11 protein-coding genes are annotated in these 16,253 nt (G+C 66.4%); 8 read left to right on the forward strand and 3 right to left on the reverse strand.

What is annotated here, in order from left to right:
• Nucleotides 1-47 precede the first annotated feature (47 nt).
• The 5 genes from AC6H34_RS07295 (at nucleotide 48) to AC6H34_RS07315 (ending at nucleotide 7,128) form a co-directional block, all read left to right on the forward strand.
• Nucleotides 48-2,687, forward strand: a complete 2,640-nt coding sequence (locus AC6H34_RS07295; protein ID WP_497538361.1) for a TIGR02302 family protein — start codon at nucleotides 48-50, stop codon at nucleotides 2,685-2,687.
• A gap of 131 nt (nucleotides 2,688-2,818) precedes the next feature.
• Nucleotides 2,819-3,217, forward strand: coding sequence for a GFA family protein (locus tag AC6H34_RS07300; protein WP_497538362.1), 399 nt, complete (start codon nucleotides 2,819-2,821; stop codon nucleotides 3,215-3,217).
• Between the two features lie 85 nt (nucleotides 3,218-3,302).
• The gene (locus tag AC6H34_RS07305; RefSeq protein WP_497538363.1) at nucleotides 3,303-5,339 is read left to right on the forward strand and encodes an oxidoreductase; all 2,037 of its coding nucleotides are present in this window, start codon (nucleotides 3,303-3,305) and stop codon (nucleotides 5,337-5,339) included.
• 140 nt (nucleotides 5,340-5,479) lie between these two features.
• Nucleotides 5,480-6,613, forward strand: coding sequence for an MGDG synthase family glycosyltransferase (locus tag AC6H34_RS07310; protein ID WP_497538364.1), 1,134 nt, complete (start codon nucleotides 5,480-5,482; stop codon nucleotides 6,611-6,613).
• Nucleotides 6,610-7,128, forward strand: a complete 519-nt coding sequence (locus AC6H34_RS07315) for a hypothetical protein (RefSeq protein WP_497538365.1) — start codon at nucleotides 6,610-6,612, stop codon at nucleotides 7,126-7,128. The genes AC6H34_RS07310 and AC6H34_RS07315 overlap by 4 nt, the downstream gene beginning before the upstream one ends.
• Before the next feature lie 83 nt (nucleotides 7,129-7,211).
• On the opposite strand, the gene AC6H34_RS07320 is transcribed toward AC6H34_RS07315, so the two are convergent.
• Complete coding sequence (locus tag AC6H34_RS07320) at nucleotides 7,212-9,638, reverse strand: GcvT family protein (RefSeq protein ID WP_448150618.1); 2,427 nt, start codon at nucleotides 9,636-9,638, stop codon at nucleotides 7,212-7,214.
• Between the two features lie 134 nt (nucleotides 9,639-9,772).
• Nucleotides 9,773-11,338 carry a trimethylamine methyltransferase family protein gene (locus tag AC6H34_RS07325; RefSeq protein WP_497538366.1) on the reverse strand — a complete coding sequence of 522 codons (1,566 nt, stop codon included), beginning with the start codon at nucleotides 11,336-11,338 and terminating at the stop codon, nucleotides 9,773-9,775.
• 333 nt (nucleotides 11,339-11,671) lie between these two features.
• On the opposite strand from AC6H34_RS07325, the gene AC6H34_RS07330 reads away from it, so the two are divergent.
• The 3 genes from AC6H34_RS07330 to AC6H34_RS07340 all read left to right on the forward strand — a co-directional run bounded on the left by AC6H34_RS07330 (nucleotide 11,672) and on the right by AC6H34_RS07340 (nucleotide 15,673).
• Nucleotides 11,672-12,832, forward strand: a complete 1,161-nt coding sequence (locus AC6H34_RS07330) for an iron-containing alcohol dehydrogenase (protein WP_497538367.1) — start codon at nucleotides 11,672-11,674, stop codon at nucleotides 12,830-12,832.
• A 91-nt stretch (nucleotides 12,833-12,923) separates the two neighbouring features.
• Nucleotides 12,924-14,423, forward strand: coding sequence for an aldehyde dehydrogenase (locus tag AC6H34_RS07335; protein ID WP_497538368.1), 1,500 nt, complete (start codon nucleotides 12,924-12,926; stop codon nucleotides 14,421-14,423).
• A 140-nt stretch (nucleotides 14,424-14,563) separates the two neighbouring features.
• Nucleotides 14,564-15,673, forward strand: coding sequence for a mandelate racemase/muconate lactonizing enzyme family protein (locus AC6H34_RS07340; RefSeq protein WP_448150614.1), 1,110 nt, complete (start codon nucleotides 14,564-14,566; stop codon nucleotides 15,671-15,673).
• Nucleotides 15,674-15,715: 42 nt separating this feature from the next.
• Here AC6H34_RS07340 and AC6H34_RS07345 read toward each other — a convergent pair whose 3' ends face one another.
• Nucleotides 15,716-16,132 carry a hypothetical protein gene (locus tag AC6H34_RS07345; RefSeq protein ID WP_448150613.1) on the reverse strand — a complete coding sequence of 139 codons (417 nt, stop codon included), beginning with the start codon at nucleotides 16,130-16,132 and terminating at the stop codon, nucleotides 15,716-15,718.
• Nucleotides 16,133-16,253: the final 121 nt, after the last annotated feature.

The following is a 16,253-nucleotide window of genomic DNA, read 5'->3' on the forward strand; positions in this document are numbered from 1 at the left end:
GGGCGGGACGCCCTACACTCCGTGGATTGATTTGTTCGGACGGTGGCATGGCGGACACTGAGGCAGGCAGGGACGCAGATACCGCACACGAGGCACAGTCCTTCGATGCGCTCATGCGGCGCGCCCGGCTGGCGATGGCCTGGGAGCAGGCTTGGCCGCGCCTCGCCTTGCCGCTCGGCGTGATCGGACTGTTTCTCGCGGCGAGCTGGTTCGACCTGTTCGGCCGTCTCTCCGGGCCGCCCCGCCTGTTCGTCTTCCTCGTCTTCCTGACGGGCCTGATCGCCTCGCTCTGGCCCCTCGCGCGCCTGCGCTTGCCCGCGCGCGAGCAAGCGCTCGCCCGGCTCGACCGTGCCATCGGCCTGCCGCACCGCCCGGCCACCGCCCGGCAGGACCGGCTCGCGCAGGGCAGCGGCGATCCTCTCTCGGAAGCCCTGTGGCGTCGCCACCGGCGCGCCGCGCTGGAGGCGAGCCGTACCGTCCGTCTCGGGGTTCCCTCGCCAGGCCTGCCGACGCTCGACCGCTACGGCCTTCGCGTCGGCATCGCGCTCGCTCTCGTCGTGGGCTTCTTCTATGCCGGAGCGGAGCGGCTGCCGCGCCTGCTCGCCGCCCTGCAATCGCCCGCCTACGATATCGCCGCCCTGCTTTCCGGCCCGGCCGCCGAGCAGCCCGGGACGCGGCTCGACGCATGGGTGACCCCGCCGCCCTATACCCGCCGCGCGCCCCTCGTTCTCGGTGAAGCGAATCAGGCGGCACCGGTTGCCGTGCCGGCCGGATCCATCCTTATCATCCGGCTTGCCGGGGACAATGGCGCCAGCATCGCCGCGAGCGGAGGCACGCAGGAAGAGGCCACCGCCAGCGCACCCGATCCCAACCTCGTCGAGAAGCGGCTGAAGCTCACGGCGGACGCCAGCGTCGACATCACCCGTTCGAGCGGAGTGTCGACCCGCTTCGCCTTTGCCGTCATTCCCGACCGTCCGCCCAGCATCGCCTTCGACGGGCCGGTGAAGCCCGATGGCAAGGGTGCCATGACCTTCGCCTACAAGGTGGACGACGACTACGGCGCGACATCCATCGAGGCGCAGGGGACGCTGCCGAGCGGCGGCCACCCCCTCTACGAATTGCCCAAGATCTCGTTGCCCGCGCCGGCCGGCCATGCCCGCAGCGGCTCGGTGACGGCCACGCGCGACCTCTCGGCCGACCCGCTCGCGGGTGCCACCGTGAAGATGACGCTGGTGGCTCGCGACGATGCCGGCAACGAGGGCCGCAGCGAAGCGCAGGACGTCGTGCTGCCGCAGCGCGATTTCACCAATCCCCTTGCCCGCTCGCTGATCGAGCAGCGCCTCAAGCTGTCCCTCGATGCGAACCAGGCCGGCGAGGTCAGGTATGCGCTGGCGGCGCTGATGATCGCACCGGAGGACTTCACGAAGGACGCCGGCCTCTACCTCGGGCTTCGGACTGCATGGGACCGGCTGGATCGCGCGAACTCGGACGACGATTACCGCGCCGTGGCCGACTATCTGTGGCAGATCGCGAATGCCATCGAGGATGGAGACGGCACGCTGGCGGAACGTCAGCTCAAGGCTGCCCGCGACAAGCTGCGCGACGCCATCGCGCGCGGCGCCTCGCCTGAGGAGATCCAGCGGCTGACGCAGGAACTGCGCCAGGCCATGAACAACTTCCTGAAGGATTACGCGCAACGCCAGCAGCAGGCCCTCAAGCATGGCCAGAGGCCGAACGCGAACGGGCAGATGCGGGCGATTACGCCCGAGCAGCTCTCCAAGCTGCTGGACCAGCTCGAGAAGTCGGCTCGCGAGGGCAACAAGGACGATGCCCAGCAGCTTCTCTCCCAGCTCGACGACATCCTGAACAACCTCGCCAATCCCGGGGACGTCGGCCAGGGCGACCCGTCGATGCAGCAGATGCAGCAGTCGCTCAACGACATGAGCAAGATGATCCTGCGCCAGCAGCGCCTGCGCGACCAGACCTATCGCCAAAACCAGCCACCGCCGCGGGCCGGCCAGGGCGAGGAAGGCCAGGATGGCCAGGGATCGGGAAACGACCAGGCCCAGGGCGACAATCAGGGGCTGGGCGATGACCAGAACATGGGCATGGACGGACAGGGTCAGCAGGGTCAAGGCGGCCAGGGCGGTCGCCAGTCCGGGCAGAACGGACAAGGCGGACAGGGCGGGAATGGTCAGGGCGGACAGCCCTCGACCGAGGACCTGCGCAACCAGCAGCAGGCGCTGCGCCAGCAGCTGGAGAAGATGCAGCGCGATTTGCGCGAGAGCGGCACGGAGGCTCCGGATGCCCTGGGCGAGGCCGGCCAGGCCATGCGCGATGCCGAGGGACAGCTCAGCGAGAACAATGGCGAGGATGCCGTGAACTCCCAGGGCAAGGCGATCGATGCGCTGCGGCGTGCGGCCAAGAACCTCGGCGAGCAGCTTGCACAGGCCCAGCGCAACGCGCGCGGCCAGGGCCAGCAGCAGGGCGGCACGCGAAACAACGGCCGCGACCCGCTCGGCCGCCAGCTTCCCGGCGCGCCGGACTACGGGGCCAACGGCTCGATCGATCCCTCTTCCTCGCGCCGCGCCGGAGATGTGCTCAACGAACTGCGCCGGCGCCTGGCCGATCCGAACAGGCCAAAGGCCGAGACGGACTATCTCGAGCGCCTGCTGAACAACGAATGACCCCGTGGCGTTCGTGCTCCCGGGCACAAAATTCCTTGTCCCTTGCCAAAATGCGACCTTCGTACCGCATTTCGACAATTCGTCCCTTCCTCGGCCGATAGGATACCCCTGAACCAGTCAGGGAGTCGCCGATGTCCAAAGCCCTCCGTGCCACGGGGTCCTGTCTCTGCGGCGGTGTGCGCTACGAGGTGCGCGGGCCGCTGACCGACGTCAGCGCCTGTCACTGCTCGCAATGCGCCAAAACCAGCGGCAATTTCCTGGCTTCCGCCAATTGCGCCAGTCAGGATCTCGTGCTCGCCGCCGACGATACGCTGCGCTGGTACCGCTCCTCCGAGAAGGCCGAACGCGGCTTCTGCTCGTGCTGCGGCGGCAATCTCTTCTGGCGGGCCTTCGGCGCCGGCGAGACCAGCATCACGGCCGGCACGCTCGACCCGCCGACGAACCTCAGGCTGACCAGCCACATCTATACCGGCTCGAAATCGGACTACTATGCCATCACGGACGGAGCCGAGCAGCATGAAGTGAGCTGATGCCCGGACTTCCGGCTCCTCGGCCGGCTTATCGCGCCCCCTCAGAAAGGCCGGCTGGAAGGCCGGCGATGCCAGGAAATCCCCGATGTCCTCCGATCCTCTCCTCCAACCCTATCAGCTCAAGCATCTCACCTTGCGCAACAGGCTGATGTCGACCGCGCACGAGCCCGCCTACACGGTCGACGGCATGCCGGCGGACCGCTACCGGCTCTACCATGTGGAAAAGGCCAAGGGTGGCATCGGCCTCACCATGATCGGCGGCTCCTCGGTGGTGGCGCCGGATTCGCCGCAGGCCTTCGGCAACATCCTGCTCTACAAGGACGAGGTGGTGCCGCACCTGCGCCGCCTCGCGGACGAGGTGCACGAGAACGGCGCGGCCGTGATGATCCAGATCACTCACCTCGGCCGCCGTACCACCTGGGGCAAGGCGGATTGGCTGCCGATCATCGCTCCCTCCTCCATCCGTGAACCGGCCCATCGCGCCTTTCCCAAGGCGGCGGAGGACTGGGATCTCCAGCGTATCGTGGCCGCCTATGCGGACGCGGCCGAGCGCGTGAAGGCGGCCGGCCTCGACGGCTTCGAGTTCGAAATGTATGGGCACCTGATCGACCAGTTCTGGTCGCCCGCCACCAACCGGCGCGAAGATGGCTATGGCGGCAGCCTGGATAATCGCCTGCGCTTCGGCTTCGAGGTGATGCAGGCAGTGCGCGAGCGCGTGGGTCCGGATTTCATCGTTGGCACGCGCATGGTGTGCGACGAGGATTGGGACCGCGGCATTTCGCGCGAGGAAGGCCTCGACATCGCCCGCCGCATCGCCCGCTCGGGCCTCGTGGACTTCATCAACGTGATCAAGGGCCACATCGACACCGACGAGGCGCTGAGCCATGTCATCCCGGGCATGGGCGCTCGCTCCGCACCGCACCTGGACTTTGCCGGCGAAGTCAAGCAGGCTGCGGCGATCCCGACCTTTCACGCCGCCAGAATCCAGGACGTCGCCACGGCCCGCCACGCCGTGGCCTCCGGCAAGCTCGACCTCGTGGGCATGACGCGCGCCCACATGGCCGATCCCCATATCGCCCGCAAGATCGCCGAGGGTCGCGAGCACGAGATCCGGCCTTGCGTCGGCATGGGCTACTGCATCGATTCCATTTATGGCGGCGAGGCGTTGTGCATCCACAACGCCGCCACCGGGCGCGAGGGTTCGATACCGCATGTCATCACGGAAAAGGCGGCGCTCGCCAGGCACGTGGTGGTGATCGGCGCCGGTCCCGGCGGCCTGGAAGCGGCCCGCGTAGCAGCGGCACGCGGCCATCGTGTCACCCTCTTCGAAGCCGCCGACGAGGCCGGAGGCCAGATCCGCCTCACCGCCGCCCTCAAGCGCCGTCGGGAGATCATGGGCATCATCGACTGGCGCGTGGCCGAGTGCGAACGCCTCGGCGTGACGTTCCATTTCAACACCTATGCCGAAGAGGATACGGTGCTGGCACAGAACCCGGACATCGTGGTCGTCGCCACCGGCGGCTTGCCCAATACGTCCTTCCTGGATGCGGGCGAGGATCTGGTCACAACGAGCTGGGATATCCTGTCGGGTTCCGCCCGTCCCGCCGCCGACGTGCTGCTCTACGACGACAACGGCGCCCATCCAGGCATGACGACGGCCGAGTTCATCGCCGAGGGCGGCGCGAAGCTGGAACTGGTGACACCCGAACGCAGCCTCGCCCCCGATGTCGGAGGCACGAACTTTCCCGCCTATTTCCGTGCCTTCTCCAAGGCTGGCGTGCAGACGACGCTGAATCTCCGCCTCGAAAGCGTGGCACGGGAAGGCAACGCGCTGGTTGCTCGCTTCTTCGACGATTACGGGAAGCGAAAAGTGGAGAAGCGCGCCCAGCAGGTCGTCGTGGAACACGGCACCCTGCCGCTCGACGAGCTCTATTTCGCGCTCAAGCCACTGTCCTCCAATCTCGGCGCGGTGGACTACGAGGCCTTCACGACAGGCGAGCCGCAAGCCCTGGCGAGGAACGAAGCGGGCAGGTTCCAGCTCTTTCGCATCGGCGATGCCGTCGCCTCGCGCAACATCCACGCTGCCGTATACGACGGCATGCGCCTCGCAATGGCATTCTGAGCGATGGGAGGCCCGGAGCCGCAACTGCCGGCGCCCTCCCCCGGTCTCCAGGAGAGGGCACGCCTCGGCCTGAAAGGCGCTTTCGACAGCGCTTTTCCCTTGCCCTATGGTCTCCTCTCCCGATTCGACCGGAGCCCGCCGTGCCGTCTTCGCCCAAGATCCTCTTCCTCAGCGTCTCTGCCGGCGCCGGGCACATGCGCGCGGCCGAGGCGCTGAAGGACGCCACGCTGCTGCTCGATCCCCGGGCCGAGGTGCGCCACCTGGACGTGATGGACTATGTGCCGTCGACCTTCCGGAAGATCTACACGGACTACTACATCAAGCTGGTGACCAAGCACCCCGCGATCTGGGGCATGCTCTACCAGGCAAGTTCCGAAGCTCCCCCCGACGGAGTGTCGCAGAAGCTGCGGCGCGCGGTGGAGCGGCTCTCGACCCGTCCCCTGCGCAGCGCCATCGATGCCTTCGCGCCGGATGCCATCGTCTGTACCCATTTCCTGCCGGCGGAGCTGCTGATGCGCGAGATCGGCAAGGGCCGCCTCGGCGTCCCCGTCTTCGTGCAGATCACCGATTTCGACCTTCATCGCATGTGGGTGATCCCGCGCATGACGGGGTTCTTTGCCGGCAATGAAGAGGTCGCCTTTCGTCTGCGATCCCACGGCATCGAGGAAGGGCGCATCCACGTCACCGGCATTCCGATCATGCCCGCCTTCGCACAGGATCACGATCGCGCGGCCTGTGCCGCATCCTTCGGCCTGGACCCGGCGCGGCGGACCTATCTGCTCATGGGCGGCGGCGCGGGGCTCGGCGTCGCGCCGCTCGCCAGGCGCCTCGCCGCAGCCGATCCTGAATTGCAGCTGGTCGTGCTGGCCGGAAAGAACAAGGCGGCCCTGGAGGAACTGCAGACCGCAGCGGCCGGCCATCCCGGACGTCTCTTCCCCCTCGGCTTCACCAACGAGGTGCCGCGCCTGATGACAGCAGCCGATCTCGTCATCACCAAGCCGGGCGGCCTGTCCACTTCCGAATGCCTGGCCATGGGTGTTCCGATGCTCCTGAGCGCGCCCATTCCCGGGCAGGAGGAACGCAACGCCGACTATCTCCTCGAAAACGGCGCGGCCATGAAGGCGGTGGACGAAATCGGCCTCGAATATCACATCGCGCTGCTCAAGGCCGAGCCGCAACGCCTGGAAGCGATGCGCAGCAATGCCCGCGCCCTCGGCCGGCCCCATGCCGGCCAGGATGCGATGCGCATCGTGCTCCGCAGCCTGTCGTCATGACCAGCACCGACATGCCCCTGGCCACCGCCCGCGCCGCCCGTCTGCAGCCGCTCGCCATGATCGGCATGGTGATGCTCCTGGGCTTCTTCTTCGCCAATGTCGAGATCCAGATCGAGGGTGGCCACGGCTGGGCGACCAGCCTGCCGACCTGGCGCATCGAACACCATTGGCTGCTCGACATCTTCTGGGGCAGTCGGCCGATGACGGGCTATCACGCCTGGGTCTTCCCCTTTATGGCGCTGTTCTTCCATTTCCCGTTGATCTTCAGCTGGCGCTGGAGCTGGAAGCTCGAAGCGCGCGTGATGGCCTGCATCATGATCTTCTGGCTGACGGAGGATTTTCTCTGGTTCGTCTGCAACCCCGCCTTCGGCCTGGCGAAATTCGCGCCCGAGTTCATACCCTGGCACATACACTGGCTGTGGATCGCGCCGGTCGACTATTGGACGATGAGCGCCGCAGCCGTGTTGCTGATGGGCTGGTCGTATTGGGAGCGCCGACTTCCAGTCCGCTCTTGAAACGACCACCCCTCGGGAAAAGCTGCAACCGTTGAAATTCCCGCCCGGGAGAGTTCAGAGTGCGGACAGGAGTCCGCGCTCCGCTACCCCCGCATTCTCAAGCCCTTCGGGTCGAACAGCGGTTCCGCCGCGATCCTGGCAGGGCGACGCTCGCCGATGATCTCGATCTCATAGGGCGCACTCGCATCGAACGCCGCCGCCTCGACATAGCCGAGGGCCACGGAGGCCTTGGAGTGATGAGCGTAGCCGCCGGACGTGACCCAGCCGACCACCTTCCCATCGCGCCAGACCGGCTCGTCGCCGATGACGTCGGCATCGAGGGCATCGACCACGAAGGTGGCGAGCTTGCGTACCGGGCCGGCGTCGCGCGCCTTCAGCATGGCGTCCCGACCGATGAAAGCCGGCTTCTGGGTAGAGACGAAGCGCTCCAGACCCGCCTCCCAGGGCGTGTAGATCGGGCGATACTCGCGTGACCAGGAGCCGAAGCTCTTCTCGAGGCGCAGCGAATTGAGGGCGCGTCCGCCGAAGAGCCTGATGCCGAGATCGGCGCCTTCCTTCATCAGGAGGTCGAACAGCGTGCGCTGGTGCTCGGGCTTGACCCAGAGCTCATAGCCGAGATCGCCCGTATAGGTGACGCGGCCGACGATGGCGGGCACGGTGCCGACATTGAATCGCCCGAAGGCCATGAACGGGAAGGCCTGCTTGGAAATATCCTCGTCGACGAGGCGCGAAAGCAACTCGCGCGATTTCGGACCGGCGATCTGCAGCCCGACGAGATCGAGGCCATGGGCACGCAGGCCGACGCCGCTTTCGGACAGGTGCGCCTGGAACCAGCGCATGTGGTACTGCTCGGCAAGGCCCGAGCCGAAAATCCAGAAGCGGTCGTCCGCCTCGCGCGCCAGGGTGAAGTCGCCGATCAGCATGCCGTTCTCGTTGAGCATGGGCGTGAGCACCATGCGGCCCTTGGCCGGCAGGCGATTGGGCAGGATGTCGTCGAGCCAAGCCTCGGCGCCCTTGCCGGTAATCTCGTATTTGGCGAAGTTCGAAATCTCCAGAAGGCCGACGCCCTCGCGCACCACAGCGCTCTCGGCGGCGACATGCGGGAAGTCGTTGGAGCGGCGGAAGGAGAAATCGTCCTTCGCCTCTGCCTTGGAGGGCGCGAACCAGAGCGCATGCTCAAGGCCGCACATGTCACCGAACACGGCGTTGTGGCTCTCCAGCCGGTCATAGATCGGCGTGGTGCGGAACGGCCGGGCCGCCGGCAGTTCCTCATTGGGGAAGCGGATGCGGAAGCGGCGGGCGTAGTTCTCCCGCACCTTGGCATTCGTATGCGTGAGCGTGGTCCAGTCACCGTAGCGGGCGACATCCATGCCCCAGACGTCGAAGCCCGGATCGCCATGTACCATCCAGTTGGAGAGCGCGAGGCCGACGCCGCCGCCCTGGGAGAAGCCCGCCATCACGCCGCAGGCCACCCAGTAGTTGCGCAGGCCCCTGATAGGGCCGACCAGCGGATTGCCGTCGGGCGCGAAGGTGAAGGGCCCGTTGATGACGCGGCGGATGCCGGCGTTCTCGAAGGCCGGGAAGTGGCGGAAGCCGACTTCCAGCGACGGAGCGATGCGATCGAGGTCGGGCTCAAGCAGGTTCTGGCCGAAATCCCAGGGCGTCTGCTTTTCCGACCAGGGCACGCAGGCCTGCTCATAGGTGCCGAGCAGCATGCCGCCACGCTCCTGGCGCATGTAGATCTCGCCCTCGAAATCGAGCGCGGTGATCACCTCCTTGCCGGTGGAGGCGTTGATCTCGGCCACCTCAGGCATGTCCTCGGTAAGGAAGTACATGTGCTCCATGGCGAGCACCGGCAGTTCCAGGCCGACCATGCGGCCGCATTCGCGCGCCCATAGGCCACCGCAGTTCACCACATGCTCTGCATGGATGTTGCCCTGCTCGGTGACAACGTCCCAGGTGCCGTCCTCGCGCTGCGACATGTCGACGACGCGGTTGCGCAGGACGATCTCGGCGCCGAGGATCTTGGCCGACTTGGCATAGGCGTGGGTGGTGCCATAGGGGTCGAGATGGCCTTCCAGCGGATCGTACATCGCGCCCGCGAACTGGCTCTCGTCGATCAGCGGCATCAGCCTCTTGGCCTCGGACGCCGAGATGATCTCGGTATGCATGCCGAGATAGCGCCCCTTGGCGTGAGCCATCTTCAGCCAGTCCATGCGCTCCTTGGTACCGGCCAGCATGACGCCGCCGGTGAGGTGCAGGCCGCAGGACTGGCCGGAGAGCGCCTCGATCTCCCGGTAGAGCTCCACGGTATATTGCTGGAGCTTGGCGACGTTGGGATCGCCGTTGAGCGTGTGGAAGCCGCCCGCCGCGTGCCACGTCGAGCCCGCCGTCAGCTCTGCGCGCTCTATCAGCGTGATATCCGTCCAGCCGGCCTTGGCGAGGTGGTAGAGCACGGAACAGCCGACGACGCCGCCGCCGATGACGAGGACACGGGTGTGGGATTTCATGGAGCGGGCATCCTAGGGTCGAGTGTGAAACTGAGGCGGCGATTTTCCGGGTGCGCGGACATCCTGTCCGCATCTTGGAAGCGATACGCTTGGTGGGTGGGAAGATGCAGACAGGATGTCCGCGCCCCCGGTCTTTAGAAATCCGTCGGCGCGCCGCCCTCGGCCTTGCGCTTGGCGACGAAGGCATCGAGTTCCTCGCGGATGGCGGGATCCATCGGCGGCTCGACATAGGCAGCGAGGCGATCCTTGTAGAGGCGGTTGGCGCGATCATAGGCGGTTGGAGAACCGGCCTCCTGCCACGTTTCATAGTTCCGCCAGTCCGAGATCATCGGCGCGAAGAAGGCGGTGCGGTAGCGCGCCTGCGTGTGTGCGCAGCCGAAGAAATGGCCGCCCGGCCCGACCTCGCGGATGGCATCGAGCGCGAGTTCATCGTCGTTGACCTGGAACGGCATCAGGAAATGCGTGATCATGTCGAGCAGGTCCGCATCGATCATCATCTTTTCAAAGCTGGCGTGGAGGCCGCCTTCCATCCAGCCGGCGCCGTGCATCAGGAGATTGACGCCCCCCATCACCGCGCCCCAGAGCGAGAACACGCTCTCATAGGCCGCCTGCGCATCGACGGTATTGGCGGCATTGGTGTTGGAGGAGCGATAGGGCAGGCCATAGCGGCGGGCGAGCTGGCCGCCGACGAGCGCCGCCTTCATCTGCTCGGGCGTACCGAAGGCGGGCGCGCCGGTCTTCATGTCGACGTTCGAGGTAAAGCCGCCATAGGCGAAGGGTGCGCCCGGGCGCACCGACTGCGCCAGCACCAGCCCGGCCAGCGCCTCCGCATTTTGCTGGGCCACTGCGCCGGCGATGGTGACGGGCGCCATCGCCCCGGCCAGCGTGAAGGGGGTGAGCACCGTAAGCTGGTTGTGCCGCGCCATCTGGATGACGCCCTCCATCATCGGGATGTCGAGACGCAGGGGGGAGTTGGAATTGATGATGGTGAAGAGCGAGACCTCGCGATCCAGGGTCTCGCGATCGATCCCGCGCGCGATGCGCACCAGTTCGAAGGCGTCGAGGTTGCGTTCGCGCCCGAGCGAATAGGCATGGATCGGCTTGTCCGACAGCGTGAGCATATCGTAGAGCGCGTCGAGATGGCGCACGGATGCGTGGACATCAGCTGGTTCGACCGGGTAGCCGCCCCACAGATGCACCGTGTCGAGCGTCTGGCCGAGCCGAATGAGGTTCTGGTAGTCCTTGCGGTTGCCGGGCCGCCGGCCCCCCTCGCGATCGGCCACGTTGGGTGCGCTCGCCACCGAACAGAAGGCGAGATAGTCGTCGCCGATCACGAGGTTCCGATTTGGATTGCGCGCGTGCAGGGTCACGCTCCTCGGCGCGAGGCCAATCTTCGACACGACCAGGCCGCGGTCGAAGCGAACCTTGTTCGAACCCTGCGAGACGTCCGCCCCCGCAGCCTTGAGGATGGCCCTGGCTTCATCATGAAGCACCTCGATACCCATCTCCTCGAGGATCTGCAGCGAGGCAGCGTGAATGGCCTCCAATTGGTCCTCGGAGACGGCATTCACCGCCGGAAAGGGCCGCCTGGGCTGAGGACGATAGACGGGCGCCGAACTACCCGAACGCTGGCGTTCCTCGCGGCCACGGCGGCGTGGTCTTTCGCTGGTTTCGAGGGAGAGTTCCTGCGGGCTTTCCATGGACGGTGGTTCCTTTTCTGCCCAAAACCTAGCGCGCGTCAGGGCCGTTCGCCACGGCGAAAGGAGGCTATCGGATTTTTGGATCGGCTCATCGAATTAAGGCGCGCCCGGTGCAAAAAGGCTGCGGCTAAAGTTGGCCCAAGTCAGTGCACCGCCCTCTGGAAACTGATCCGGAAGTCGACCGAACCTCGACCTTTTGTCATGCCCGGACGTGACGAAGGACGAGTGCCCTCGCGTAGGGTTGCGGCTTCCGGCCCGGCTCCTTTGGGCGGCATCGTCCAAATGGCTCCAATGTCGGCCTCAAGGCTGGCGCCCGAATGATCGAGACCTTCCATGGCCCGCTATCAGCTTTCCCATCTGCCGCGTATCACCGGTGGCCCCGGCGCACGTGAATTAGCCGGCGAACTTGCCGCCGCCAGGCTCGGCAAGGGGGCACACGTGCTTCTCGTCGCCGATCCCGGCCTGAAGGCCACCGGGCTCATCGACGATGTCGAGGCCTCGTTGAAGAAGGCCGGCCTCGGGGTTTCCGTCTTTTCGGAATTCGCGGGCGATCCCACCATCGTCTCCGCAGACGCCGCTGCGGCGCAGGCCCGGCGTACCAAGGCCAAGGCGGTGGTCTCCCTAGGCGGCGGGTCGGCCCTGGACCTCGGCAAGGTGGTCGCAGCCGTCGCCACGACGGCGGCGACGGCGCGCCGCTCGGCCGAGGATTACGAATTGTGCAAGCGGGCCTTCCCGAGAAAGCGCCTGGTCTCGCTGGTCATTCCCACCACCTCCGGCACGGGCTCCGAATGCACCCGCACCGCCATCCTCACCCGGGCCGACAAGGCCAAGGTCTGGCTCTGGGGCGAGGAACTAAAACCGGACGAGGTGATCCTCGATCCGGAGACCACGCTTTCGCTGCCGCCAGTCCTGACAGCCTGGACAGGCATCGACGCACTCGTCCATGCACTGGAGGCGACCACCAACGGCAATGCCACGCCGGCCAACAACGTCTACGCGCATGAGGCGATCCGCCTCGCCGTCGCCAACCTCGCCAACGCAGTGGGCAAGGGCAGCGACCTGGCCGCCCGAGAGGGCCTGCAGCGCGCCGCCGCGCTGGCGGGCATCGCCATCGACAATTGCGGCACGGCGGTAGCCCACAATATCGGCCATGCACTCGGCTCGCTACGCCCGGTGCAGCATGGCCGCTCGGTGGCGCTCGGCATGATCGCAACGCTCGGCTGGAACATCGAGGGCGACGATGGGCGCTTTAGCGCCGCGGCACAGGCGATGGGCTTGAAATCCGCGGCGGAGTTGCCCGTCGCCTTCGAGAAGCTGGTGCGCGCGATCGGCATCAAGGTCTCGCTCGGCGACGAGTTCGAGGGTGTCACGCCGACCCGTCTCGCCGAACAGATGGCGCGGCCGGAGAATGCTGCGATGCGTACCTCGAATCGCCGCACGATCGAGGATACTGACTTGTTGCGCTTCGCCGAGCGCGTACTGACGCAGGCTTGATCCGGGGGGCCGCCGGCATCCTGCCGGCTCTCCCCCACAAACCATATCCTTTCCATGAGCCGGCGGGATGCCGGCGGCCCCAGGAAGCAACATGCTCGACAAAGCCCTCACCCGCTCCGACTGGGAAGCCAAGGCCGCAACCTTGAAGCCCGAAGGCCGCGCCTTCATCGATGGCCGCTATGTGCCATCTCAATCCGGCGCCACCTTCACCAAGACCTCGCCGATCGACGGGCGCGTGATCGCAGAAGTCGCCGATTGCAGCGCGGAGGACATCGAGCTAGCGATAAAGGCCGCCCGCTCCGCCTTCGAGGATGGCCGCTGGCGCAACAAGCCGCCGGCGGAGAGGAAGCGCATCCTCCTGCGCTTCGCGGAACTCATCCGCGCGGACCTCGAACGCCTGGCGCTTCTGGAAACGCTCGACGTCGGCAAGGTGATCGGCAACTCGCTGGCGGTCGACGTGCCCTTCTGCGCCGACTGCATCCAGTATTACGCCGAATTCGCCGACAAGAGCTTCGACGAGGTGGCGCCCACGGGACCGAACGACCTCGCCATCGTCAGGCGCGAGCCGCTGGGCGTGATCGGTGCCATCGTGCCGTGGAACTACCCCCTCATCATTACGGCCTGGAAGATCGGCCCGGCTCTCGTGGCCGGCAATTCGGTGGTGCTGAAGCCCGCCGAACAGTCGCCGCTTTCGGCACTCCGGCTCGGCGGGCTGGCAAAGGAAGCCGGCTTACCCGACGGCGTGCTCAACATCGTGCCGGGTTTCGGCGAGAGGGCCGGCAAGCCGCTCGCCCTCCACGTCGACGTCGACATGATCTCCTTCACCGGCTCCACCGAAGTCGGCAAGCTGATGATGCGCTACGCCGGCGAAAGCAACATGAAGCGCGTGGCGCTCGAATGCGGCGGCAAGAGCCCCCATGTCGTGCTGGCCGACGCCGATCTGGACGCGGCGGCCTCGGGCATCGCCTGGGGCATCTACTACAACCAGGGTGAAACCTGCCATGCAGGCTCTCGCGTGATCGCGCATGCCTCGATCAAGGATGAACTGGTGAGGAAGATCGGCGAGGTCGCGGCCCAGCAAATTCCGCTCGGCCATCCCCTTGACCCCGCCGCGCAGATGGGCGCCCTGGTCGAGAAGGGACATATGCAGCGCGTCCTCGACTATATCGATATCGGCACCGGGGAAGGCGCCAGGATCGCCCGCGGCGGCAAGCGCGTGATGGAGGAAACCGGCGGCTTCTATGTCGAGGCCACCATCCTTGACGGCGTCGAGCCGCAGTACCGGGTGGCGCGGGAGGAGATCTTCGGGCCCGTGGTGGTGGTAACGAGCTTCGATGATGAGGCCGAGGCCCTGAAAATCGCCAACGACTCGATCTACGGCCTCGCCGCCGCCGTGTGGACCAGGGACATGGGCACAGCCCACCGTTTCACGCGCGACCTGCGCGCCGGCACGGTGTGGGTGAACTGCTTCGACAAGTCCTCGCTGGCGACGCCCTTCGGCGGCTTCCGCCAGTCGGGTTTCGGGCGGGACCGCTCGCCGCATGCCATCGACAAGTACATGGACTTCAAGACGGTCTGGACGGCTTACTAACGCGGGATCGCAGGCATCCCATGCACAACCAGCGAGATGGTTGTGACGGCGGCCTGCTCTTCCCTACCTCAATCGCGTCGGTTCCAAGAGCAGGCACGGATGCCTGTGATCCCAGGAAGAACATCCCAGGAAGACATAGCATGAAAATCACCGGCATCGAGATCACCCATCACCGCCTGCCCCTCGACCCGCCCTTCCATGCGAGCTGGGATTCCAAGCCGCGCACCTCCTTCGACGCCACGATCGTGCGCGTCACCACCGACGAGGGTCTCACCGGCTACGGTTCGGGCGACACGATGACGGGGTTCGCCGGCCATGAACGCTTCTTCATCGGCGAGGACCCGATGGCGATCGAGCGCCATTACCGCATCCTCTCCAACATCCAGTTCCATTACGGGCGCTGCTGGCCGCTGGACCTCGCATTGTGGGATCTCGCCGGCAAGATCACGGGACAGCCGGTGTGGAAGCTACTCGGCGGCCTCTCCAACAAGGTCGCGGCCTATGCCTCCTCCGGCACGCTGAGGAAGCCCGAGGAACTCGCCGATGCCGCGGAGGTCTATCTCGGACAGGGCTTCAAGGCCCTCAAGATTCGCTTCCATCGCGGCGACTGGCGCGCCGACATCAAGGCGCTGGAAGCCGTGCGCGGGCGCGTCGGCGGCAAACTCGACCTGATGGTCGACTGCAACCAGGGCTGGCGCATGTCCTGGGACGCCTATGCGCCCTGGTCGCTCAAGGACGCCGTGCCGGTGGCGCGCGAACTGGAGCGTCTCGGCGTCTACTGGATGGAGGAACCGCTGCACCGCTCCGACCGCGAGGGCATGCGCCGCCTGCGTGAGATGGTCGACATCCGCATCGCCGGCGGTGAGATGACGCGCGAACTCTACGAGTTCCGCGATCTCGTACGCGACGGCTGCCTCGACGTGCTGCAGCCCGACGCGGCGCTGGTGGGGGGCATCACCGGCCTTCGCCGTGTCGCCGCCATGGCGCACGAGAACAATCTCATCTTCACGCCGCATACGTGGACCAACGGTATGGGCGTGACCGCCAACGCCCATCTCACCGCCGGCCTCGCCGACGCGCCCTTCATGGAATTTCCCTACGACCCGCCGGAATGGAGCCTGCCCCGCCGCGACTTCATGATGCAGGAGCCCCTCGCCGTCGGAAGCGACGGCATGGTCACGCTCGGCGACACGCCCGGCCTGGGCTATGCGCTGGACGAGAAGATGCTGGAAAAGACGCGACTAGGCTGATCTCGGAATCACAGGCATCCCGCCAATGGGCGCCGGTGCCTGTCATCGTCCGCGATGCCGCGACAGGACGAGCGTGGCGCGCGCCCGTATGGCGGGGTGGGTGGTGCCCACCCCGGACCAGCGCCAGAACAGGCGGTTTCCCCGGCGCCAGGCGGTGACCGTGCCGTTGTCGATGCAGATCTTCCGGCCATAGCGCAGATGCTCGCGGAACTTCACGACATTGCCGGCATGCCCGGTCCGGATCAGCGCACCGCCGCAATGAAGGGTGGGGTAATCGATATGGGCATTGCCGTTCTTGTCGAAGGCAAGGCGGATGCGCCATCGGCTGGGCGCCACGCCACGCTGTATCTGCGTGCCGATGCCGATCCAGGTCGCAGGCCCCGACACCGGGCGGGCGGAAACCGGAGCGGCCGTGACGGCACACAGGATCAGGGCGAGCATGGAAAGCAGGATCTTCATGGGATCCTGCCTAGGCCCGGTGGTGGGTCATGGCAAGATGAGTCTTGCGAAAGCGGAGTTCGAGCCAAATCTCTCGAAGACAGTCTCAGCCCGAACGCACCCGATCCTGGGCGAGGGAGGA

It is taken from the genome of Labrys sp. ALF-8 (assembly GCF_059699065.1).